At 38.0% G+C, this 21,000-nt stretch carries 24 protein-coding genes; 11 read left to right on the top strand and 13 right to left on the bottom strand.

Annotation, left to right across the window (positions count from 1 at the left end; all coding sequences use genetic code 11):
* Nucleotides 1-76: 76 nt before the first annotated feature.
* From AB657_RS02845 to AB657_RS02830, 4 genes are all read right to left on the bottom strand, one after another.
* Complete coding sequence (locus AB657_RS02845) at nt 77-856, bottom strand: alpha/beta fold hydrolase (RefSeq protein WP_047245113.1); 780 nt, start codon at nt 854-856, stop codon at nt 77-79.
* Between the two features lie 9 nt (nt 857-865).
* Nucleotides 866-1,567 (bottom strand): DUF3307 domain-containing protein, encoded by a 702-nt coding sequence (locus AB657_RS02840; protein ID WP_047245112.1) that lies wholly within the window; start codon nt 1,565-1,567, stop codon nt 866-868.
* A gap of 3 nt (nt 1,568-1,570) precedes the next feature.
* Nucleotides 1,571-2,176, bottom strand: a complete 606-nt coding sequence (locus AB657_RS02835) for a SatD family protein (RefSeq protein ID WP_047245111.1) — start codon at nt 2,174-2,176, stop codon at nt 1,571-1,573.
* Nucleotides 2,177-2,274: 98 nt separating this feature from the next.
* Nucleotides 2,275-2,727 carry a methyltransferase family protein gene (locus AB657_RS02830; protein WP_047245110.1) on the bottom strand — a complete coding sequence of 151 codons (453 nt, stop codon included), beginning with the start codon at nt 2,725-2,727 and terminating at the stop codon, nt 2,275-2,277.
* A gap of 63 nt (nt 2,728-2,790) precedes the next feature.
* Between AB657_RS02830 and AB657_RS02825 the strand changes: the two genes are divergently transcribed.
* The 6 genes from AB657_RS02825 (at nt 2,791) to AB657_RS02800 (ending at nt 9,420) form a co-directional block, all read left to right on the top strand.
* Nucleotides 2,791-3,378, top strand: a complete 588-nt coding sequence (locus tag AB657_RS02825) for a non-canonical purine NTP diphosphatase (RefSeq protein ID WP_047245109.1) — start codon at nt 2,791-2,793, stop codon at nt 3,376-3,378.
* Nucleotides 3,365-4,009 carry a DUF4337 domain-containing protein gene (locus AB657_RS02820; RefSeq protein ID WP_047245108.1) on the top strand — a complete coding sequence of 215 codons (645 nt, stop codon included), beginning with the start codon at nt 3,365-3,367 and terminating at the stop codon, nt 4,007-4,009. Before AB657_RS02825 ends, AB657_RS02820 begins: the two co-directional genes overlap by 14 nt.
* Before the next feature lie 162 nt (nt 4,010-4,171).
* Nucleotides 4,172-5,956 (top strand): DEAD/DEAH box helicase, encoded by a 1,785-nt coding sequence (locus tag AB657_RS02815; RefSeq protein ID WP_047245107.1) that lies wholly within the window; start codon nt 4,172-4,174, stop codon nt 5,954-5,956.
* Nucleotides 5,957-6,079: 123 nt separating this feature from the next.
* Nucleotides 6,080-6,805 (top strand): carboxypeptidase-like regulatory domain-containing protein, encoded by a 726-nt coding sequence (locus AB657_RS02810; protein ID WP_232304905.1) that lies wholly within the window; start codon nt 6,080-6,082, stop codon nt 6,803-6,805.
* 50 nt (nt 6,806-6,855) lie between these two features.
* Nucleotides 6,856-8,547: an alpha-amylase family glycosyl hydrolase gene (locus AB657_RS02805; protein WP_047245105.1), complete on the top strand. Its 1,692-nt coding sequence runs from the start codon at nt 6,856-6,858 to the stop codon at nt 8,545-8,547.
* A 51-nt stretch (nt 8,548-8,598) separates the two neighbouring features.
* Nucleotides 8,599-9,420: a metallophosphoesterase gene (locus AB657_RS02800; RefSeq protein WP_047245104.1), complete on the top strand. Its 822-nt coding sequence runs from the start codon at nt 8,599-8,601 to the stop codon at nt 9,418-9,420.
* A gap of 73 nt (nt 9,421-9,493) precedes the next feature.
* Here AB657_RS02800 and AB657_RS02795 read toward each other — a convergent pair whose 3' ends face one another.
* A complete protein-coding gene (locus AB657_RS02795) occupies nt 9,494-10,036 on the bottom strand; it encodes an SRPBCC family protein (protein ID WP_047245103.1) in 543 nt (180 codons plus the stop codon).
* 44 nt (nt 10,037-10,080) lie between these two features.
* Nucleotides 10,081-10,737, bottom strand: a complete 657-nt coding sequence (locus AB657_RS02790) for a TrmH family RNA methyltransferase (protein ID WP_047247761.1) — start codon at nt 10,735-10,737, stop codon at nt 10,081-10,083.
* Between the two features lie 46 nt (nt 10,738-10,783).
* Here AB657_RS02790 and AB657_RS02785 point away from each other — a divergent pair, with 46 nt between their 5' ends.
* Nucleotides 10,784-11,476 (top strand): SIR2 family NAD-dependent protein deacylase, encoded by a 693-nt coding sequence (locus tag AB657_RS02785; RefSeq protein WP_047245102.1) that lies wholly within the window; start codon nt 10,784-10,786, stop codon nt 11,474-11,476.
* Here AB657_RS02785 and AB657_RS02780 read toward each other — a convergent pair.
* Nucleotides 11,439-11,912, bottom strand: a complete 474-nt coding sequence (locus AB657_RS02780) for a heme-binding domain-containing protein (RefSeq protein ID WP_047245101.1) — start codon at nt 11,910-11,912, stop codon at nt 11,439-11,441. The two genes, AB657_RS02785 and AB657_RS02780, sit on opposite strands and share 38 nt — an antisense overlap.
* Before the next feature lie 39 nt (nt 11,913-11,951).
* On the opposite strand from AB657_RS02780, the gene AB657_RS02775 reads away from it, so the two are divergent.
* Together AB657_RS02775 and purB are read left to right on the top strand one after the other, a co-directional pair.
* Nucleotides 11,952-12,533, top strand: a complete 582-nt coding sequence (locus AB657_RS02775; protein ID WP_047245100.1) for a hypothetical protein — start codon at nt 11,952-11,954, stop codon at nt 12,531-12,533.
* A 100-nt stretch (nt 12,534-12,633) separates the two neighbouring features.
* Nucleotides 12,634-13,977, top strand: a complete 1,344-nt coding sequence (gene purB, locus AB657_RS02770) for an adenylosuccinate lyase (protein ID WP_047245099.1) — start codon at nt 12,634-12,636, stop codon at nt 13,975-13,977.
* 69 nt (nt 13,978-14,046) lie between these two features.
* Here the strand turns inward: purB and AB657_RS02765 are convergent, their stop codons facing one another.
* The 6 genes from AB657_RS02765 to AB657_RS02740 all read right to left on the bottom strand — a co-directional run bounded on the left by AB657_RS02765 (nt 14,047) and on the right by AB657_RS02740 (nt 17,748).
* Nucleotides 14,047-14,859, bottom strand: coding sequence for a mechanosensitive ion channel family protein (locus AB657_RS02765; protein ID WP_047245098.1), 813 nt, complete (start codon nt 14,857-14,859; stop codon nt 14,047-14,049).
* 156 nt (nt 14,860-15,015) lie between these two features.
* Entirely contained in the window at nt 15,016-15,555 is a 540-nt protein-coding gene (locus AB657_RS02760; RefSeq protein ID WP_047245097.1) for a DUF4252 domain-containing protein, read from the bottom strand.
* A 62-nt stretch (nt 15,556-15,617) separates the two neighbouring features.
* Nucleotides 15,618-16,160, bottom strand: coding sequence for a DUF4252 domain-containing protein (locus AB657_RS02755; RefSeq protein WP_047245096.1), 543 nt, complete (start codon nt 16,158-16,160; stop codon nt 15,618-15,620).
* Between the two features lie 94 nt (nt 16,161-16,254).
* Nucleotides 16,255-16,800 (bottom strand): DUF4252 domain-containing protein, encoded by a 546-nt coding sequence (locus AB657_RS02750; protein WP_047245095.1) that lies wholly within the window; start codon nt 16,798-16,800, stop codon nt 16,255-16,257.
* 17 nt (nt 16,801-16,817) lie between these two features.
* Complete coding sequence (locus AB657_RS02745) at nt 16,818-17,252, bottom strand: hypothetical protein (RefSeq protein WP_047245094.1); 435 nt, start codon at nt 17,250-17,252, stop codon at nt 16,818-16,820.
* Nucleotides 17,239-17,748 carry an RNA polymerase sigma factor gene (locus AB657_RS02740; RefSeq protein ID WP_047245093.1) on the bottom strand — a complete coding sequence of 170 codons (510 nt, stop codon included), beginning with the start codon at nt 17,746-17,748 and terminating at the stop codon, nt 17,239-17,241. Before AB657_RS02740 ends, AB657_RS02745 begins: the two co-directional genes overlap by 14 nt.
* Nucleotides 17,749-17,979: 231 nt before the next feature.
* Between AB657_RS02740 and AB657_RS02735 the strand changes: the two genes are divergently transcribed.
* Both AB657_RS02735 and AB657_RS02730 read left to right on the top strand, forming a co-directional pair.
* On the top strand, nt 17,980-19,494 hold the full coding sequence (locus tag AB657_RS02735) for a S41 family peptidase (protein WP_047245092.1): 1,515 nt from the start codon (nt 17,980-17,982) through the stop codon (nt 19,492-19,494).
* A 27-nt stretch (nt 19,495-19,521) separates the two neighbouring features.
* Nucleotides 19,522-20,982 carry a S41 family peptidase gene (locus AB657_RS02730; RefSeq protein ID WP_047245091.1) on the top strand — a complete coding sequence of 487 codons (1,461 nt, stop codon included), beginning with the start codon at nt 19,522-19,524 and terminating at the stop codon, nt 20,980-20,982.
* Nucleotides 20,983-21,000 lie beyond the last annotated feature (18 nt).

Below are 21,000 nucleotides of genomic sequence, written 5' to 3'. Positions count from 1 at the left end.
TAATATGAAATAAAACAAAAAGATGTTAGTTTGATGAAAATTCTGATCAATCCATCCACACCCATGGTATAATAACTTACAAAAATCGAAGAACCTTCTTTGAAAACTCTTTTGTTTTCCATGCTCCGTTATGGTCTCCGGGTACCCTAACCAGCCTTCCTCTTTTAAAAACTTTGCTCAATGCCGCAGAATCCCCGTTATCCATATCCTTGTCACCAACGATTACCAAAACTTTAACCTTTACCTTGACAAGGTCTTCCACCAAAGTAACCGGTTGATACTTCTGCTGCAGGTGAAGAGATCTAAAATCCGCATTTATAGATTTTGCATAGGTGACCGCCCCTCGGGTCATTTCTGTTTCGTTGCCATCAAAAGCCTCTGCGAACATTAAACGCCTATCCCATTCAGGATCGGTAAAATCTATGCCCATACCCCCAAGCACGGCCTGTTTAATTCGCATATCTTTTGTCAAAAGTTTTGCCAAAACGATACTTCCCCTAGAATATCCGATGGCATCGTACCGGGCGATCTTTAAATGTGACATTAATAACTGAAGGTCTTTTACCTCTGCGTCGTTATGGTAATACATATCGTCTTGTGGCTTGTCGGACATTCCCGTTCCCCGCAAATCAGGGGTAATCACACGGTATCCTTTTTCCAGCAAATCTTTTTTTATATGGGTATTTTCCCATGACCTGCCAGAGTTTAAGAAACCGTGAACAAGCAATATGACATTACCGAGCCCCTCATCCGTATACGCTATGGCAACATCGTCAAAAGAAGTAAAATGTTTAGTTTGGGCAGCAACGTTAAGTACAAACCCCAATGTTATAAATAATACCGCAAACCTGTTCATGCCATTAAATCAATTAAAGCTTGTATAAAGAATACCGGCAATAATGGCCAAGCCAAAGCTTACCAAGGTACCGATCAAGATATATTCCGTTAATTTTCTGCTATTGCTCTCTTTTAGGTCGTTGAACCTAAAAACAGATTTAGCGGTGATCAGAAAACCTATGGCATCCCACCTTCCCATTAAAATGAACACCAATACGAACAACCTTTCTATAATTCCTATATACTTACCTGCGTTCGGCAATGATTTGTGATCTGTACTGATCTGATCCGACATTCCCTCCAAAAGCTTCGCCATTATAATGGCAGAAGGAAAAGTAACAAAAACTACCGCCAGTAATAAGCCCCAATCCAAATTATTGAAAAGCATTATGGTGTGCTCGTACAAATTATCATAAAAGCAACAAATATAAAGCACTAGAATATGCAGTATCTGATCTAAGAAAAAAGGAACGCTCCCGTTCTTAAACCAAGGGGCAGCGTACAACTTGCCCATATCAATAAACAAATGGCTTACGGTTATAACAACTGCTATTTTCCAATCGTTCATATTCCATAAGACCAATACATATAGTGCAAAGTGCACTAAAACATGAAAATAGAGATACTTTGACCTTGCTTTGTTGGCTTCTTTATGTACCACCCATTTACTTGGCTGCAACATAAAGTCCCCTATTAAATGAGCCAACAATAGCTTTATAAATATTTGCATCCCTTATATTTCTTTGATTTGTTTTTCATAATAGTCCAATAAGTCTAAAACCAAGTTTAGTCGAGCCCGTTTTAGCCGTTGGCTAACGGCAGATTGTTTAATACCCAATTTCTTCGCTATCTCTTTCTGGGAGGCATTGGGCTCATCCAACACCAATGCTATTATTTCTGCGGACACCACGCTCCAATCATCCATAAAGTCCAAAGCAAGCCGTAACATAAGATTTAATGTGCGGTCATAGAATTCGTTTCCCGTTGCTATGCTAAGATTAACCTTGCTATCTTTTAACGATTCTAGTTTACGGCCAGATCTTTGGTAAGCCGGACCGTTGGATTCACTAACACCGGAACCGATATAGGTCTCTAGACCAATTCCAATTCCCATACGCACATCCAACCCCTTGATGGATTTTAAAATAGCCTTTATTTGAATGGCTACCAACAAGGCGTTTTCTTGTGTCACCTTTAACTGAAACTCATCTCCCCTATATATCTCCCAATTCATCGGAGCTGGGCCAAAACGTGAAAAATATTCTTTTAAAATATCCATCCATTCAGATGAAGGATGATTTTCAGAATTGACAATGTCACCTGTTATTATTGCTATCATGATTATTAATTAAAAAGCTAATATACCAATTAATAAGTTAATTAAGTAATATTTTTAATTATTATCTAAAAAGCTAATACACAAAAATGTTTATTACTTTAGAACCACCTTCTTGTTTGTGAAAGGTATATTTTATACTCCTTTCCAAACTTCTGGAGTAAAATTTTCTCTTCCGGAATTATTTGAAATCGATTCATATAGGACACAAACCCGGCTGCCACCAATGTATTGAACGCATTTCCCATCTGTAGACCATATGCCAGTATCAAAAGCAGCATGGCCAAATACATGGGGTTTCTAGAATATTTATACAGACCGTTAGTTATCAATCTATTAGTTTTATGGGGAGCTCTAGGATCTACCGTTGTTTTTAACCTATAAAATTGAACCAGTGATACCAGCGCGACCAGTACAGCCAATACACTCAATATTTTGGCCAGAAGAAAGCGTCCGAAAAAATCAAAAAAGCCAAAAGGCAAGAACCTCCCCACCAAATACATCATAATAGCAAAAAAGATAAATACCAGAATAGGAGGCAGTTTTAGTTCCATATTATAAAATTAGTATTTTTGATTCTGATAACTTCCTTTTCCCCTAAAGAATAATTCATTTAAATGAAACTTGTATTCGCTACGCATAACCAAAACAAATTAAAGGAAATACAAAAATTGCTTCCCCCTTTTATCAACCTGGTCTCCTTAACGGACTTAGGATGCTCCGAACCTATTCCCGAAACTGCAGATACATTAAAGGGCAATGCCAAGCTCAAGGCAGATTACGTTTCTAAAACCTATCAACTTCCTTGTTTTGCGGATGATACCGGACTGCTTGTAAATGCCCTGAACGGAGCACCGGGCGTATACTCGGCCAGATATGCCGGAGAAAAAAACGACGCCAATGCAAATATGGACAAACTTTTGACCAATCTTAAGGATAAAGATGACAGATCCGCAAGTTTTAAGACCGTCATAGCATTAAACCTTAACGATGAAACATTGTTTTTTGAAGGATCTGTCAAGGGACAGATTACCAAGATAAAAAATGGAGAAAAAGGTTTTGGCTACGACCCCATATTCAAACCAGAAGGATTCGACAAAACATTTGCAGAACTACCCTTAGAGACAAAAAATAAAATTGGACACCGGGGAAAAGCTTTCTCCAAGCTTATTTCCTATCTAAAAACCAAGAATGTCACAACCTAACAAAACCAAGGACACCGTAGAAGTCTCTGTTGCTTCCGAAAGAGCCGAAGCTGTCGGAGGTGTTCTGATAGCCTTTTTTGCTGCCCTAATGGCCATATCGCAAATGATCAACGGAGAACTGGAAGAAGAAATGATGATTGCCCACAACAAAGTTGTCAACTACTCTGGCTGGTATCAATCTAAAAGCATTAAAGAAAGCCTCAAAGAAGGAGAATTGGATTATTTACAGGCATTATTGGAAAGTGGCATAGTGTTAGAAAACAATAAAGATGGTATTAAGGAGAAAATTGACGGCATAAAAAATAAAATTAAAAAATATGCCGCCGAAAAAAAGGAAATCTTAATTGGGTCTGCAAATATCCCAAAAGAAAAATGGGCTCAGGACCTTGATGGCGAAATGGGCAAAATTATCGGAATCAAGGAATGGGAAACCCTGACCGAAGAATACGACAATGCCACTAAAAAATTTGACATGGGCATGCTCTTTTTTCAAATAAGTATAGTTCTTGGCGCCGTATGTATCATAGTTCACGACAATCCCAAACTTCAAAAAACCTTTATTTTTCTTATGGTAGCGTTTGGTATCATAGGTATTTTAATGTCTTCATACGGCTATAGTCTGGCGCCTTAAAAAATCAATACCTGTAATAATTATAACATCTCATTTATTAGCAGTACCTTTGCCGCTTTAATTAATGCCGCTGGTATAGCATGTGTTGCGCTGAGTCTAAACAGGTTGTAAAATAATCGCTCTAAGCAACATTCTTATTTGCGATTAAGTATATAACATAATATGACAAAGTTTGAAGCACTGGGACTAGAGAAGTCTCTATTAGATGCTGTTTCGGATATGGGTTTTGAATCGCCCTCCGAAGTACAGGAAAAAGCAATCCCAATTTTATTGGAAAGTGAGACCGATTTGGTGGCACTTGCACAAACAGGAACCGGAAAGACCGCTGCTTTTGGTTTCCCCCTGATTCAAAAAATAGATAGTAACAGTAGAACAACACAGGGCCTTATACTATCGCCTACCCGCGAATTGTGCCTACAGATAACCAATGAGCTACAACTCTATTCCAAATACGAGAAAAACGTAAATGTTGTTGCTATATATGGTGGTGCCAGTATCACCGAACAAGCCAGACAGATAAAAAGAGGTGCACAAATAATCGTTGCCACTCCAGGAAGAATGAAAGACATGATCAGTCGCCGTTTGGTAGATATCACCAAAATCGATTATTGTGTTCTTGATGAGGCGGACGAGATGTTGAACATGGGTTTCTTTGAAGATATCAAAGATATTCTGTCCAACACCCCTAACGAAAAGTCTACATGGCTATTTTCCGCCACCATGCCCAAAGAGGTATCGGTAATAGCAAAAAAATTCATGCACTCGCCACAAGAAATTACGGTAGGTGCAAAAAACTCCGGGGCTTCTACAGTACAACATGAGTACTATGTCGTAAGCGGCAGAGACCGTTACCCCGCCTTAAAAAGATTGGCAGATACGAATCCCGATATTTTTTCGGTAGTTTTCTGCAGAACAAAACGAGATACCCAAAAAGTTGCCGAAAAACTGATCGAGGATGGGTATAATGCCGGAGCCCTGCATGGCGACCTAAGCCAGAATCAACGTGACCTTGTCATGAACGCATTCAGAAAAAAGCAGATTCAAATGCTAGTGGCTACCGATGTTGCCGCCAGGGGTATCGATGTTGACGATATTACACATGTTATCAATTATCAGTTACCGGACGAAATAGAGACCTACACCCATAGAAGCGGTAGAACGGGACGTGCAGGAAAATCAGGAATCTCTATGGTAATAGTCACTCGTAGTGAACTAAGAAAAATAAAGGCCATAGAAAATAAGATAAAACAAGATTTTATTTCCAAAAACATTCCTACCGGAATGGAAATCTGTGAGATTCAACTTTACCATTTGGCCAATAAAATAAAAGATACTGAAATTAATCCGGAGGTAGACAATTTCCTTCCGGCCATTAACGACGTGTTACAGGGTATTGACCGCGAAGAGCTGATCAAAAAGATAGTTTCGGTAGAGTTTACAAGATTCTACAACTACTACAATAAGGCCAAGGATCTTAGTTCTGGTTCTGGAAGAGATGGTGACCACGGAAGAAATTCATCTATGCCTACTAGTGGATCGGTTAGATATTTCGTGAACGTTGGGGAAAAAGACGGGTATGACTGGATGTCGCTTAAAGACTTTATCAGAGATACCGTAGGACTTGGTAAAGAAGATGTTTTCAAGGTAGATGTAAAAGAAAGCTTCTCTTTCTTTAACACTGATGCCGAAGTGTCCGAGAAAATACTGAGCACCTTTAAAGATTTTAAGGTAGACGGTAGGTTCGTAAATGTAGAAATCTCCAAGAACCCAGGTGGTGGTGGAGGTAAACGACGTGGAGGCGGAGGCTTTAGAGGAGACAGGGGCAAAGGAAGAAGTCGCTCTAGAAACGATGACAGAGGCCGAAGCAAAGGTAGGGACCGCGGAAATTCACAAAGTCCAAATTCAGGAAAAAGACGGAGCCAGAAAAGAAAAGGTGATTTCTTTTAGTTAATTGTATATTAAAAAATACGCTTCGGCGTATTTTTTTATTTTGTTTGTATCTTTAAATTTTGACGAAACAGATTTATGCGTGTTCTTATTGTAGGATTTTTTTGTTTTTTTAGTTTATTAATGGTAGCCCAAGAAGATTCCGCAATCAGATCTTTAAAGGCTGTCGTTAAAAATGCCCAAACCGACGAACCCTTAGAAAGTGTACACGTTGTGAATCTTAACCAGGTTATTGGGACCATTACCAACCAAAAAGGGGAATTTTCTATTTCAGCGGCCGTTAACGACACCTTATATTTTTCTTACCTAGGTTTTAAGTCGCAAAAAATAAGGGTCACCAACGATATGTTTAAATTTGAAAATACGGAAATTGCCTTAACAGAACTTGCATACGCACTAGAAGAGGTTATAGTAAGACCCTATCAACTTACGGGATATCTTGAAATTGACGTTAAAAACCTACCCATCAACAATGCTTACCAATATAGCATTTCGGGTTTATCGGTAGGTTACGAAGGTGGTAACAAAAACCCAAGCGCTGTTACAAAGGTATTGGGTGCCATTTTAAATCCGGCCGACCTACTGAGAAATTTGTTCGGAAAAAGACCCGCACAAATGAGAAAACTGCGTCAAATGAAAGAAGACGACCAAATACGTGATCTTCTGGCATCTAAATTTGATCGTGAAACACTAATGGAACTTTTACAATTGGATAAAATGGATATTCAAGATATACTTAACAACTGTAATTACTCCAAATCTTTTATAACAACAGCGAACGACCTTCAGATCTTGGATGCCATTAGTAGCTGTTATGAAGAATTTAAAGTTTTAAATCCAAAAAAATAAATTTTAACCTTCCATCTGCATTTTATAGCTTTAACCAAATTAAGATGCATATGAAAAATTTGATCCTTGCCACAGGTATTTTTTCCCTTTTATTTTCATGCAACTTAAAAAACAAAGAGGTGCCCAAAAAAACCATAGCCTCTAACCAAGCCCCTACCACCATAAAAAGAGAAACACCTTTTGTTTGGGACGCCGCCAATATCTATTTTTTGCTTACGGATAGATTTAACAATGGCAACGTAGATAACGATGTAAATTTTGGGCGCACCAATCACACGGGAAAACTGAGAGGTTTTATGGGTGGAGATCTACAGGGTATCACCCAAAAAATCGAAGAAGGATATTTTACAGATTTGGGTATTAATGCTATTTGGTTTACACCCGTTGTAGAGCAAATACACGGTGATACCGATGAAGGTACAGGTAACACCTATGGTTATCACGGATATTGGACCAAAGATTGGACCACTTTGGACCCCAATTTCGGCACAAGACAAGATTTGGCCAACTTAGTACGTACTGCCCATAAAAATGGCATAAGAGTTATTATGGACGTGGTTCTTAACCATACTGGACCGGAAACAGATGAAGATCCCGTTTGGCCAAAAGAATGGGTCATTACCGAACCTACCTGTAAATTTACCACCTACGAGAATACTACACATTGCACTTTGGTGAACAACCTACCAGACATTATAACAGCTTCGGACAAGGCTGTTAAACTACCGGATCATTTATTGGCAAAATGGAAAAAAGAAGGAAGATTAAGTACCGAACTGGACGAGCTACAGTTATTTTTTGAAAGAACCGGCTATCCAAGGGCTCCAAGATATTACATTATTAAATGGTTGACCGATTATATACATGAATTCGGAATCGACGGCTTTAGGGTAGACACCGTAAAACACGTTGATGAAAAGGCTTGGGCCGAGTTGTACAAAGAAGCGTCCTATGCCTTTAACACATGGAAAAGAAAACATCCAAAAGCGGTCTTGGACGATGCTGATTTTTTTATGGTCGGAGAGGTATACGGATATGGAATTTCTGCTGGTAGAAACTACGATTTTGGTGATAAAAAAGTGGATTATTTTGAAAATGGCTTCCATAGTCTGATCAATTTTGAACTAAAGGAAGATGCTAATAATGATTATGAGACCATTTTTTCCAAATACGACAAATTACTCCACACCCAGTTAAAAGGAAAAGGTGTACTAAATTATTTAACCTCTCATGATGATGGCTATCCGTACGATAAACTAAGATCAAAGCCAAAAAGGGCGGCCAATGTTCTTCTTCTTACCCCAGGAGCCTCACAAATTTATTACGGAGATGAAACCACAAGAAGTTTGGTTGTGGATAGCACTCAAGGAGACGCCACTCTTAGGTCTTTTATGAACTGGAACGAGCTAGATACCGTACCAAAAGTACAAGAAACGTTAAAGTATTGGCAAAAACTGGGACAGTTTAGAAACAATCACCCTGCCATTGGTGCAGGCAGGCATATACGTCTGGCAAAATCACCCTATGTATTTGGTAGAACATACATAAAAGGGGATTATAAAGATAAAGTGGTAGTCGGGCTAGATTTGCCAAAAGGAAAAAAATCCATTTGGGTAAAAGGTTTTTTTGGAGACGGCACCAAATTATTTGATACTTATTCTGAAACGGCCGTAGAAGTCAAAAACGGAAAAGTACTCTTGGATAATGACTACGATATAGCATTATTACAGTTGGCCCATTAACCCCATAGAAAACCGAACTATTGCATAACATCCAAGAGAGCTGAAGAAGTGATGAAGAGAAGGGGATTTATTAAAAAATTGTTTTTTTCTATTATTGGTCTTGGTGGTCTTTTTGCCCTGGACGCATTTTGGTTCGAAAAATATATTATCGATTGGACGGTTTATGATATCAGTAAAAACAAAAATAATAGCATAACCTTAGTTCAGTTATCCGACATACACCTAAAAGAACTTAACACCTCCCTTGTTTCAATTGCAGAGAAAATTAATTCTATACGCCCCGATATTATCCTTTTTACCGGTGACACCATTACCAGAAAAAGCAAGCTATCTATGTTAAACGCACTACTTGCCCTATTCGATTACAACATCCTTAAAATTCTGATTTACGGCAATAAAGAACATTCGGGTAAGATAGCCTATTCAGAAATAGCTCAGGTATTAAACAAGCATAACGGTGTTGTTTTAATGAATAAAAATCATATTTACACCAAAGGCTCTAGAAGCATTAATATCTTGGGTATCGATGATTTTATAGGAGGAACGGCCGACTTTCAAAAAGCGGTGAACGATATGGACGACAAACAATTGGACACCATTGTTCTAAACCATTGTCCGGAATATAGCGATATCATCTCGGAACTAAACACATCGCTAAAAGTAAACATTACCTGTATACTATCTGGACATACCCATGGCGGACAGATTACCTTTTTTGGCAACGAATTATTTAAACCGGCAGGCAGTGGCAAATACTTAAAGGGATGGTACACCACCAACCACATTAAAATGTATGTTTCTAAAGGTATCGGCACCACGCTACTGCCCATTAGGTTCGGTGCAAGGGCCGAAGCGTCTATTTTTTATGTGTAAGGGGCATTTTTTTTGATCAGATGACCATTTAGTCACTTTGCAGCTTACTGTAGTATAAAAACAAAAACCTGTTCTATTGTTCGTTGTATGGATTTTCCAATAGGTCCTTTAAGGTTTGAAGACCCTCTTCAAAATCCTTTCCTACCATTTTGTCCATACTCATAAAAAGCATCATTATACTGAACGGAAATCTATTTTTACCAGCAAAACCCCACGTCACCTTACATGTATCGTCCGATGATTCCTCCAGGTCAAAATAACAATCTGACTGGGATTTCATCGGTTTAAAAAAGCGCAGCTCACCTTCTACCCTTTCCCCTTCTACTACCTTTTTTATTTCCTGTTCCCCTTCTCCAACTTCCCGGTTACCATTCCAATAACTAACCGCCCCTACTTCGCCATCTGTACCAATAAGCTTGGTTTGCATATTAGGGTCTTTTTTGGACCATGGCGACCATTCTCGCTGTTTTTCCAAATATTTAAGATATGAAAACACTACATCTTTAGAGCTGTTGATCTGTATACTTCTAGAAACACGGTAGGTTTTGGGCGCAATTGCTGCCAACAACAATACCAAGGCGACAATGGCAACAAAAATATAAATCACTATATCCATTTGTATATCAATTAGTTGGTTAATGATTTAATATAGTGAAAATATTATTCGGAGCTATAAAATCTTTGCAAAATGTTGTCAATGCTCTTAATAGATTTTTTGGTCCAATCCAATCTTTTTTCAATAATCTCTTCGGGTGTCAGCTGCCAATTTAAATCACTCTTTCTTAATTTGGTGGTTAAATCTTGAAGAACAATCGCGGCCGAAACCGATATATTTAGGCTTTCGGTAAAACCGACCATAGGTATTTTTAAAAACCCATCGGCATTCGTCATAACCTCATCGCTCAACCCTTCTTTCTCAGTTCCAAAAAACAAGGCTATTTTTGAATCTAAGGTAAAGTCGTTCAGTAAAGAACTATCTGCATGTGGCGAGGTGGCTATAATTTTGTAACCTTGGTCCTTAAGGTTATTAATTGCCTGACCAGAAGAAGTGTACCTGTAAACATCTACCCATTGTTGCGCCCCCATGGCTATATTCTTATCTAAACGTTTTCCAAACCTCCCCTCTATGACATGGGCTTCTTGAACCCCAAAAGATTCACAACTTCTTATAACAGCACTGGTATTGTGCATCTGGTAGACATCTTCGATAGCTACGGTAATAAATTTTGTACGTTCTTTTAATATTGAAATAAAACGTTCTTTTCGTTCTTCGGATATAAAATCCTCCAAATAAGTTAAAAGCTCTGTATCGATCATAAAATCCAAGATAATAAAAAGTATAATTTTGAAACAAAAAGCAACTATGAAAAACATTGTAGTACTTACCGGTGCCGGCATAAGTGCAGAGAGTGGTTTAAAGACCTTTAGGGACGCCGACGGCCTTTGGGAAGGACATGATGTAATGCAGGTCGCAACGCCCCAAGCCTTTGCAAGAAACCCCGAGTTGGTGTTGGAGTTTTACAATCAAAGAAGAAGGCAACTTTTACAGGTGTCTCCGAACCCTGCCCATATGGCCTTAAAACAGTTAGAGTCTTATTACAAAGCGCATATTATAACACAAAATGTAGACGATTTACACGAAAGAGCCGGTAGCTCAAACGTTATACACCTTCATGGAGAGTTGTTAAAGGTAAGAAGCACTAAAAAAGGAGGAAAAGAAATAAACTGGAAAAAAGATTTATTGTTGGGTGACACGTGTGAACAAGGGTATCAGTTAAGGCCACATATCGTGTGGTTTGGAGAAGCCGTTCCTCTCCTGGAAGAAGCCATTAAAATAACCGCCTTTGCCGATATATTAGTCATCATCGGCACCTCTATGCAGGTATACCCAGCAGCAAGTCTTATTGATTTTGTACCTCATATGACCCCTATCTATTATATTGATCCCAAACCCTCCATTTCTGAAAACAGTAGACAAAACCTAACGATAATACCTGAAAAGGCGAAAAAGGGCGTTCCTAATTTGGTTGCTTCCCTAATTGATATAACAACCTAGTTTTGGTCGCCCATTCTATCACCTGTTTTGTTTGTTGCTCAGAAAGGTTTGCCTCTTTGTGTGTCCAAGTGTACTCCTTCAAAGGCATTCCCCCCTCTTGTACCTCTTCTATAATCTCTTCTAACTTATGGTCTTTTTTTTGTTTGGTATAATTTTCCCAATCAGAAAAATTAAGATGCTTTTTTCCATCTTTTATATGATCTGAAAGCCAAAAGGAAATAGGGGCCACCTGATTATACCAAGGGTATTCGGTATTATTGCTATGACAGTCATAACATGCCGTTCTTAATATATTCAAAACCTCTGTTGACGGATTTGTTTCTTGCACGAACACTTTGGCATGGTTACCGTTACTAATATTTTTTTGTGGTCTATAAAATTGTAGGGCAACGAATACTAAAAGTAGGCCTACTGTAATTTTTTTCAGTATTTTCATTTGGGAGGGGAAATCTTTCTTTTATAAAATTACGATACTATGACCATAGATGGATTATATCAATTGTTAAATTATGTGGATTCCTCTCTTGCAAAAAGAGAAGAAGCGACAGAAATTGTATTGTCCGACCCTACGGCCATAAAGCTTTTACTAGAGGTAATCGGCCAAAACCACAATCCTGTTTCTTGTAAGGCCAGTTGGATCATGGAGTTTACAGTGAGAAAAGAATTGGCCATCATATACCCTTATATGGACGATTTTACAAATGTATTGGACAAGGTGACGCTGGAATCCTCTATTCGACCCATGTCAAAAATTTGCGAACTACTGGTCGATGCCCATTTTTCCGCACATATCCATAAAAGCCAAGATCATATCAAAAACAATCATTTAGAACTAATTACCTCAGCTTGTTTTGATTGGTTGATTGGCAAGCATAAAGTAGCTCCGAAAGCGTATGCCATGACAACTTTATTTTTATTGGGAAACAAATTTGAGTGGATACACCCAGAACTAAAAATGATATTGGAGCAGAATTATGGCAAAAGTAGTGCCGCATACCAAGCAAGGGCGAGAAGGGTATTAAAAAAAATACAGAGAAAGAACGGCAAACCTACTTAAACCCAACTTAAAAAGCTTTCGCTGAATTTTAGTTCCCAGAAGTATTTTAAACTCTACCAGTTATCGGTATATTTGCCTCCTTAAAAATAAACCGAACATCATGGCCTTAAATGCATTGAACGCCATTTCTCCAATAGATGGCAGATATAGAAACAAAACCGAAAGCCTTGCCCCCTATTTCTCCGAAGAAGCCCTCATAAAATATAGGGTTAGGGTAGAAATAGAGTACTTCATCGCCCTATGCGAAATACCATTGCCACAACTAGCCGATTTTGACAAATCAAAATTTGACGCCTTAAGGGATATCTATCTGAATTTTGACGCTAAAGATGCGTTGGACATAAAGGAAATCGAAAAAACAACCAACCATGATGTAAAAGCGGTCGAGTATTTTATCAAAAAAGCCTTTGACAATCTTGGACTTTCTTCTTTTAAAGAGTTCATACATTTTGGGCTTACCTCACAAGATATCAACAATACGGCCATACCTCTTTCTATAAAGGAAGCCTTAAACAATGTATACGTTCCAGAATATCTTAATGTGGTAAATAAGCTCGAAGAGCTTTCTAAAGAATGGGCCGAAATTCCTATGTTGGCGAGAACCCATGGGCAACCAGCCTCGCCTACCCGTTTAGGAAAAGAAATTGAAGTATTTGTTGTTAGGCTAAAAGAACAGTTTAATCTATTGAACGACGTACCGAGTGCTGCAAAATTCGGAGGTGCTACCGGAAATTATAATGCGCACAAAGTTGCCTACCCAGATATTGATTGGAAAAAATTCGGGAATGAGTTTGTACAAGAAAAACTAGGACTGCATCACTCTTTTCCCACCACTCAAATTGAGCATTACGATCATATGGCGGCTCTTTTTGATACCATGAAACGTATTAATACCATTATTCTAGATCTAGACCGCGATTTTTGGACCTACGTATCCATGGACTATTTTAAACAAAAAATTAAGGCCGGAGAGGTAGGCTCATCGGCCATGCCACATAAGGTAAACCCCATAGACTTTGAAAACTCTGAAGGTAACCTTGGGATTGCCAATGCCCTTTTTGAGCACTTATCGGCAAAACTTCCCGTTTCGAGACTGCAACGCGATCTAACCGACAGTACGGTATTAAGAAACGTGGGCGTGCCTTTTGCGCATACGATTATAGCGTTCTTATCTACCATAAAAGGTTTAAACAAATTATTGCTGAACAAAGAGAAATTTGAGCAAGACCTTGAGAACAATTGGCCCGTAGTAGCAGAAGCTATTCAAACAATTTTAAGAAGGGAAGGTTATCCAAACCCTTATGAAGCCTTAAAAGGACTTACGAGAACCAATGAAAAGATAAACCAGCAATCTATTGCTTCGTTTATAGAAACGTTGGACGTTTCAGATGAAATTAAAACCGAACTGAAACAGATAACACCTAGTAATTATACAGGAATATAGTTTTATTTAATGTATATAAAATAAAAAAGGACCGTTTTACAACGGTCCTTTTTTTTACATCAAATTCTATTATTTATTTATCTGTACCTCATGTGGGTATGGTATTTCTATACCTGCTTTGTCCAGTGCCAATTTACAGCCTTCTATAGTTCCAAAATAAACATCCCAGTAATCTTCTGGTCTACAGTAGGGTCTTACGGCGAAATTAACCGAGCTATCCGCCAATTCCTCCACGTTAACAGATGGTGCCGGATCTGATAAAACTTTTGGATTTGAAGTCAAAACCTCCATCAATACTTCTTTTGTCTTTTTAATATCTTCGTCATATCCTACCCCGATTACCGTATCTACCCTCATTTTTCCTTCTGCGGTATAATTTACAATATTGCCGTTGGCCATTGCCCCATTGGGTACGATAGCCAATTTGTTCTGTGGCGTTATCAATTTGGTAGTAAAGATGTCTATTTCCTTTACATGCCCCAATACTCCTTGGGCCTCTATTAAATCATCGACTTTATAAGGCTTAAAGATTATAATCAATACACCACCTGCAAAATTGGACAACGACCCTTGCAAGGCCAAACCAACTGCCAAACCAGCGGCCGCTATAACTGCTGCCAAACTAGTGGTCTCAACGCCCAAGGTAGAAATAACCGTAATTATAAGGAAAACTGTAAGTCCCCATTTAACAAGGCTCAACAAGAACTTTTGAAGTGACTTATCGTATTCTTGTTTTGTCATCCCCTTTTTAAGAAGGTTCATTAATTTCTTGATGACCCAAGAACCTATAATGTAAATTAAAATTGCCATTAATAATTTGGGGCCATACTCTATAGCGAGTCCTATTCCTTTATCGATCCATACTTGTGCGTTCTGTTCCATTTTATATCTAATTTTAGTTTTAAAGGTTATTTATTAGTGTGACACTAAAATTAGGGAAAGGTCACTTAATTGGGTCCTAAATTTCAATTTATGCATAGAAAACAAAAAACCTGTTATGATATCACAACAGGTTTTTAATTAAAGATACTTTATGTTTTAACCTTTAAACAGGTCTCTGATCTCGCCCAGGCCTTCTCCTTTATAGTCTGATTTTTGAATGGCCTGTAATAACTGTATAAAATGGGCGGGATTCATATTATTTCCCAATACTCTGATCAGCGCAAACCCCTTATCTTTATTGTCTCCATATATAATAACCTCATCTATGGCATCGTCTTCTCCCAAATATTTTATTGTCGCACGGCCAAAATCGGTATTCATTTTCATTAATTCTGTATAGCTATCAGCTGACAGAATTGCCTTTACCTGTTTTTTCTCTAATTTATACTCCTCTGCATTGTTCTCCGTTTTCTTAAAAGCGAGAATATTCAGTTTCTTCAAAGAGGCCAATGCCGTTTGTTGCTCCTGTGATAGCTCCGCTTCTTTTATATTCAAAATACTGGTTGGAATATCTAGATGTAAAAAATTAGGGTTCTCGGTATTGTCTATATAATATTCTTGCAAGCTCTGGGTAGAGGAACAAGAACTTACGATTACTACTATAGCTAGAACAATCGCATTTTTAATTTTTTTCATAGTTGTCATATTTTAAAATAAGAAAAGACCTATCGATTGTTCGATAGGTCTATTATTGGGTTTTACTTGCCACCTGCCTTGTTCAGGTCTTGGGGCAAATCCATTTTTTCAGTTAAAGCGCCTATTTTATTTAGGTCTATATCTCCCGTTAGGCTTACCAGAACAGTTTCTAATTTTCTTCCTTTGTGTCCTATTTCAACATCATCCATTCCAGATACGAACATTAACAATTCTGTCACATGGTCTTTTTTCTTTCCATTTCTGATATAAAACTTAACGTTGACATCCTTATCCTTCACCCTCATTAATTCTTCCAACCTTGAGGATTTTAGATATTTCTTGACCGTCTTGGCCATATCTGCGGATACAGATTTATCTTCTGTCATAAACACTTTCACCCCTTTAAGTCCTTTTGCTACTTCCACAAATTCTTGTGTTTCTCGATCATCGTCAAAAGCCCCGATTTTAGATACTAGATCTATCATCCCTTTATTTACGATCACAGACCCTACGTTGTCCATGCTTTCATATTTGTCGAATACGGATTGTGAAAATCCAAATAAAGGCAAAATGGCTACTAAAAGTACTACTGCTAATTTTCTCATGACTGTTTGTTTTTTGATTTGTTATTGATGAATTATTTATGTGTGGACCTATCGGCCAAATTTTAGAATCTTCCCATTTGACCGTTCCATCTTTTTAATTGTCTTTTCCTGCTTTGTTCAATTCCTCCGGAAGGTTCATTTTACGGGTAAGCGAACCTATCTTGTTCAAGTCTATATCTCCTGTCAAGGACAATAGAACGGTTTCAAATTTTCTTCCGTTTACTTCAACATCCGAATTATTGATACCCGTAACGAACATAAGCAACTCGCTTACATGATCATCATCCTTGCCGGGCTTGATGTAAAACTTTACATTGGCATCCTTATCCTTTACTCGCATTAGCTCTTCCAATGAATTTGACTTTAGATAAGAATTCATGGTGCCCAACATATCTGCCGATATTTTTTTGTCTTCCGTAATAAAGACCTTTAAGTTTTTTAAACTTTTGGCAATGTCCATAAAGTCCTTGGCTTCTGGATCGTCTACCTCCACATCTATATTTGACAGTAGTCTGAACATGCTTTGGTTCACCACAACAGCACTCACATTGTCCAAATCTTCATATTTATCGAACACAGATTGTGAAAACCCTGTATAACACGCCAATGCCATTACTACGGTTACTATTATCTTTTTCATCTCTTTTGTTTTTAATTTTAATCGTTATTGTAAATTTTATCCTTTGCCTCTTCAAACTCTTTTAAATAAGCCACCTTCTGTGTTCCTTTATTAAAGTTTTCCGCCAAAAGCGTAAAGGCCTTTTTTGTTTGGTTATAGGCAAATAGAGCTTCTTCTTTTTCAGCTTGTTTTTGCTCTCGATAGTCGTTTCCAAAATACACCCCAAAAGCCAACACTGCCACCGCTGCAACAGAAGCCCATTTATAAAGGTTCGTTTTAGGTTTTAATGCCAACTGTTTGGTAAAACGCTCTTCTTTTGCCAAATTAAAATATTGGAACATAGAAGCGTATTGCTCTAAATGGGCCGGTATATCTTCTTTAGAGAAATATCGCCTTAACTCCTCTTCTTCGGCAACCGTTGTAGTGGCCTCAAAATATTTTTCCAACAATTTTTCTATGTTATCCAATTCCATAACTATGTTTTTCCATTAATTTTTCTCTTACTGTTTTTCTTGCCCTAGACAAGGCTACTCTTATAGCTGTTGGTTTCATACCCAACAAAGCTTCAATTTCGTCATAATCGTACTGCTCTACATCTCTCAACTGTAATACCATTTTTTGTTGTTCGGGCAACTCCTCCATTATTTTCTCTACCCAACTTAAACTGTCTCTCGCCTCTACCTGGTTTTGTAGGTTTGTACCCTCTTCCTTATAATTACTATGAACCAGTTTTAGATTTCCCGCTTGTTTCGACTTTAAGCGATCTAAACAAAAATTCTTGGTCATTGTCATGGCAAAGGCCTCTACATTTTTGTAATTGGCCATGGATTTCTTTTTTGCCCACAACTTCAACAAAATTTCTTGTGTGGCATCTTCGGCCTCTTCGCTAGAAACCAAAAGACGTTTCGCCAATCGGTATAGTTTATCCTTAAAAGGCATTACCACATTTAAAAATTCCGCTTGTTTCATGCTGGTTTAGTTGTCCATAAACCCTATTACCGGTTTATATTAGGAAGACGAGGTGAAACGAATTTTGTTACAAAAAATTTTTTTTTCTGTTTCATCTGGGTAAATTTAACATCTCTTATCAATGTTTATTACGTATAACAATTAATTACCTAAAGTCCCCTACGGTTATTTTACATATTATTCTTGGTATAATACTTGTTCAAAGGACTTTAATAAAAACAAAAAGAATTTATGAAGAAGTATTTTTTCTACCTGTTATTTTTAGGGATAATCGTTGTCTCTTGTAAAAAAAATGATGACAACCCAGTAGTTGAAGAGGAGGTTACCGACGATGAAGTTGTTGAAGAAGTTGATATTCAGGTACAGGATTTTATGTGGCAAACCTTAAACGCTTATTATTATTGGCAAGGTGATGTACCCGTTTTGGCAGATGACCGTTTTAGCACCCAAACAGAGTATGAAAGTTATTTGGAAGAACATCCGGATCCCGAGGATTTTTTAATAGATGAACTTCTTTATGAAGAAGACCGCTTTACATTTTATAGCGATGATTATAGGGAATTAACGAACTACCTTTCAGGTATATCAAAAAGTAACGGGCTGGAGTTCGGTCTTAGCCGAATCGGGAATACCGATGATGTTTTCGGATTTGTGCAATATGTGGTGAAAGATTCTGATGCGGCTACAAAAGATATTAAAAGAGGTGATTATTTTATAGGTGTAAACGGAATCGACCTTACGGTCGACAATTATTACGATTTACTTTTCGGAGATAACGACACCTATGTTTTAAATATGGCCACTATAGAGGACAATACTATTAGTCCCAATGGTAAAGAGGTCTCTCTTACAAAACAAGAAGGTTTGGTAGAGGATCCGATTTTAACCCATACTGTTCTAACAGTTGGAGATAAAAAAATCGGGTATCTCATGTACAATTCCTTTATAGGCGGATCTGGCGAAGCCCTAAACGAAGTTTTTGGTGAGTTTAAAAGTCAAAACGTCACCGATCTTGTTCTTGACCTACGATACAATCTGGGAGGTAGTGGCTCTACGGCCGAAATATTGGCTAGCCTAATATATGGTACCAATACCAGCGATCTGTTGTACACCACTAGGTATAACGCCAAATTACAAGCGCTTTTTGAAGAAGGTGAACTAGATAATAATTTCGTGGCCACTACCGGTACGTTATTTGGAAATACAGATGCTCCTTTAAATACCTTAAACTTGAGTAAAGTGTATATTCTTGCCACAGATTCTTCAGCTTCGGCAAGTGAATTGGTCATGGTAGGACTAGAGCCCTATATGGAAGTGGTACATATCGGAACCACAACTGTTGGTAAAAACCAAGGATCCATCACTTTTGTGGACAATCCGGAAAATGGTAACTTTTATGACGAGGAGACAGAAGACCAAATTAATCCGGATAACCAGTGGGCGCTACAACCTATAGTAAGCAGGGTTGAGAACAGTGCAGGTTTCTCCGATTATGCCGATGGTCTGATCCCTGATATAGAACTGGAAGAGGATGTCACCAAATTAGGCACATTAGGTGATCCCGATGAACCATTATTGGCCAAGGCCATAGAAGAAATTACCGGTATTAGCGCCAAAAGAAGTTTTGAAGTGGTAATGCCGGCCAATCTAGTTTCCAGTTCAAAACTGTTCGATGACAGAAAAAACGTTCTTATTTTGGATAATTTGAGACGTGCCTCTAAAAATCCTATAGATAAACTAAAATAAAACACGGCTTTCGAAGTTCTACCTATAATGAAAAGGTTCTTAATTTTATTTTTAACGGTTATGGTCATCTCTTGTTCAAAAGACGATGAGCTAACTATTCCAGGCACCATAGATCCATTGTCTTCAGCAGATGTAGCCGTACAAGACTTTATGTGGAAAGCAATGAATTTTTGGTACTTCTGGCAAGCCGATATGCCAGATTTGGCCGACGATAGGTTTTCCGATTCCGAAACCTATACCGCTTTCTTGGAATCTGAAGATGACCCAGGAGCCTTTTTTGATAACAAACTTTTATATATCGAGGACAGATTTAGTTTCTATAACTCTGATTATAGGGTGTTGACACAATCTTTGGCCGGTATCTCTAGAAGTAATGGATTAGAATTTGGTTTGGTGCGCAAAGCCAACAGCGAAGAAGTGTTCGGATACGTGAGATATATTGTACCGAATTCTGATGCCGCAGCCAAAGACATTGAAAGAGGAGATCTTTTTACCGGTGTAGACGGCCAAACACTTACGATCAATAATTACACAGACCTATTATTTGGAGATAATGATACTTATGTGTTGAATATGGCCGATTTTGTTAATGGCGACGTAGTACAAAATGATGAGGAAGTGTCATTGACCAAGCAAGAGGCTCTTGCAGAAAACCCCGTATTTATATCCAAATCATTTGAAATAAACGGAATTACAATTGGTTATCTAATGTACAACCAGTTTACCAACGAGTATGATAACGATTTATATGATGCCATCACTGGCTTAAAAGATGTAGGTATAACGGAATTGGTACTGGACCTAAGATATAATCCGGGTGGATCCGTAAACACTACAAGGTTATTGGCCAGTATGATCTATGATACGGACAAGAGCAATCTGTTCCTCAGAAAAAGATACAACGACAAGGTACAAGAGCAACTTTCGGAAAGCCAATTAGAGGTATATTTTACGGATGAAGTTGAAGGTAATGCGATCGACCCTTTACGACTATCAAAACTATATGTTCTAACAACGGCCAGCTCTGCCTCTGCCAGTGAGCTCTTGATCAATAGTCTAGAACCCTATATTGATATTGTACATATTGGTGATGTAACACGTGGAAAAAATGAGTTTTCCACTACTTTGGTAGATGATAGGGAAAACTCTTATCTATATACCCCAAGCCGGGTAAACCAAATAAATTCAGATAACGAATGGGCCATACAACCACTTTTGGGGAGAAATGAAAATGCAGATGGTTTCTCTGACTTTACCAGTGGATTGGTGCCAGATATTCTACTTAAGGAAGATTATGGGAATTTGGGAATTTTAGGAGATTTAAACGAACCCTTATTGGCTCGTGCCATACAAGAGATAACGGGCTCGAGCGGAAAATCCAACTTAACGGTTCAAAACCCCATCGAGATTTTAAGTAGCTCTAAAATGTATAGCCCTTTTAGTGATAAAATGATAGACGACACCCATTATAATGCCAATTTGGAATAAAACAATAATTAAAAAAAT

It is taken from the genome of Maribacter thermophilus (assembly GCF_001020565.1).
GTDB lineage: Bacteria > Bacteroidota > Bacteroidia > Flavobacteriales > Flavobacteriaceae > Maribacter > Maribacter thermophilus.
The sequence above is the reverse complement of the archived record's forward strand: the minus strand, read 5'-3'. Positions and strand labels throughout refer to the sequence as shown.

Coding starts and splice junctions, on each gene's coding strand:
- AB657_RS02845 (WP_047245113.1), bottom strand. CDS start 856: ATGAACAGGTTTGCGGTATTATTTATAACATTGGGGTTTGTACTTAAC.
- AB657_RS02840 (WP_047245112.1), bottom strand. CDS start 1,567: ATGCAAATATTTATAAAGCTATTGTTGGCTCATTTAATAGGGGACTTT.
- AB657_RS02835 (WP_047245111.1), bottom strand. CDS start 2,176: ATGATAGCAATAATAACAGGTGACATTGTCAATTCTGAAAATCATCCT.
- AB657_RS02830 (WP_047245110.1), bottom strand. CDS start 2,727: ATGGAACTAAAACTGCCTCCTATTCTGGTATTTATCTTTTTTGCTATT.
- AB657_RS02825 (WP_047245109.1), top strand. CDS start 2,791: ATGAAACTTGTATTCGCTACGCATAACCAAAACAAATTAAAGGAAATA.
- AB657_RS02820 (WP_047245108.1), top strand. CDS start 3,365: ATGTCACAACCTAACAAAACCAAGGACACCGTAGAAGTCTCTGTTGCT.
- AB657_RS02815 (WP_047245107.1), top strand. CDS start 4,172: ATGACAAAGTTTGAAGCACTGGGACTAGAGAAGTCTCTATTAGATGCT.
- AB657_RS02810 (WP_232304905.1), top strand. CDS start 6,080: ATGGTAGCCCAAGAAGATTCCGCAATCAGATCTTTAAAGGCTGTCGTT.
- AB657_RS02805 (WP_047245105.1), top strand. CDS start 6,856: ATGAAAAATTTGATCCTTGCCACAGGTATTTTTTCCCTTTTATTTTCA.
- AB657_RS02800 (WP_047245104.1), top strand. CDS start 8,599: ATGAAGAGAAGGGGATTTATTAAAAAATTGTTTTTTTCTATTATTGGT.
- AB657_RS02795 (WP_047245103.1), bottom strand. CDS start 10,036: ATGGATATAGTGATTTATATTTTTGTTGCCATTGTCGCCTTGGTATTG.
- AB657_RS02790 (WP_047247761.1), bottom strand. CDS start 10,737: ATGATCGATACAGAGCTTTTAACTTATTTGGAGGATTTTATATCCGAA.
- AB657_RS02785 (WP_047245102.1), top strand. CDS start 10,784: ATGAAAAACATTGTAGTACTTACCGGTGCCGGCATAAGTGCAGAGAGT.
- AB657_RS02780 (WP_047245101.1), bottom strand. CDS start 11,912: ATGAAAATACTGAAAAAAATTACAGTAGGCCTACTTTTAGTATTCGTT.
- AB657_RS02775 (WP_047245100.1), top strand. CDS start 11,952: ATGACCATAGATGGATTATATCAATTGTTAAATTATGTGGATTCCTCT.
- purB (WP_047245099.1), top strand. CDS start 12,634: ATGGCCTTAAATGCATTGAACGCCATTTCTCCAATAGATGGCAGATAT.
- AB657_RS02765 (WP_047245098.1), bottom strand. CDS start 14,859: ATGGAACAGAACGCACAAGTATGGATCGATAAAGGAATAGGACTCGCT.
- AB657_RS02760 (WP_047245097.1), bottom strand. CDS start 15,555: ATGAAAAAAATTAAAAATGCGATTGTTCTAGCTATAGTAGTAATCGTA.
- AB657_RS02755 (WP_047245096.1), bottom strand. CDS start 16,160: ATGAGAAAATTAGCAGTAGTACTTTTAGTAGCCATTTTGCCTTTATTT.
- AB657_RS02750 (WP_047245095.1), bottom strand. CDS start 16,800: ATGAAAAAGATAATAGTAACCGTAGTAATGGCATTGGCGTGTTATACA.
- AB657_RS02745 (WP_047245094.1), bottom strand. CDS start 17,252: ATGGAATTGGATAACATAGAAAAATTGTTGGAAAAATATTTTGAGGCC.
- AB657_RS02740 (WP_047245093.1), bottom strand. CDS start 17,748: ATGAAACAAGCGGAATTTTTAAATGTGGTAATGCCTTTTAAGGATAAA.
- AB657_RS02735 (WP_047245092.1), top strand. CDS start 17,980: ATGAAGAAGTATTTTTTCTACCTGTTATTTTTAGGGATAATCGTTGTC.
- AB657_RS02730 (WP_047245091.1), top strand. CDS start 19,522: ATGAAAAGGTTCTTAATTTTATTTTTAACGGTTATGGTCATCTCTTGT.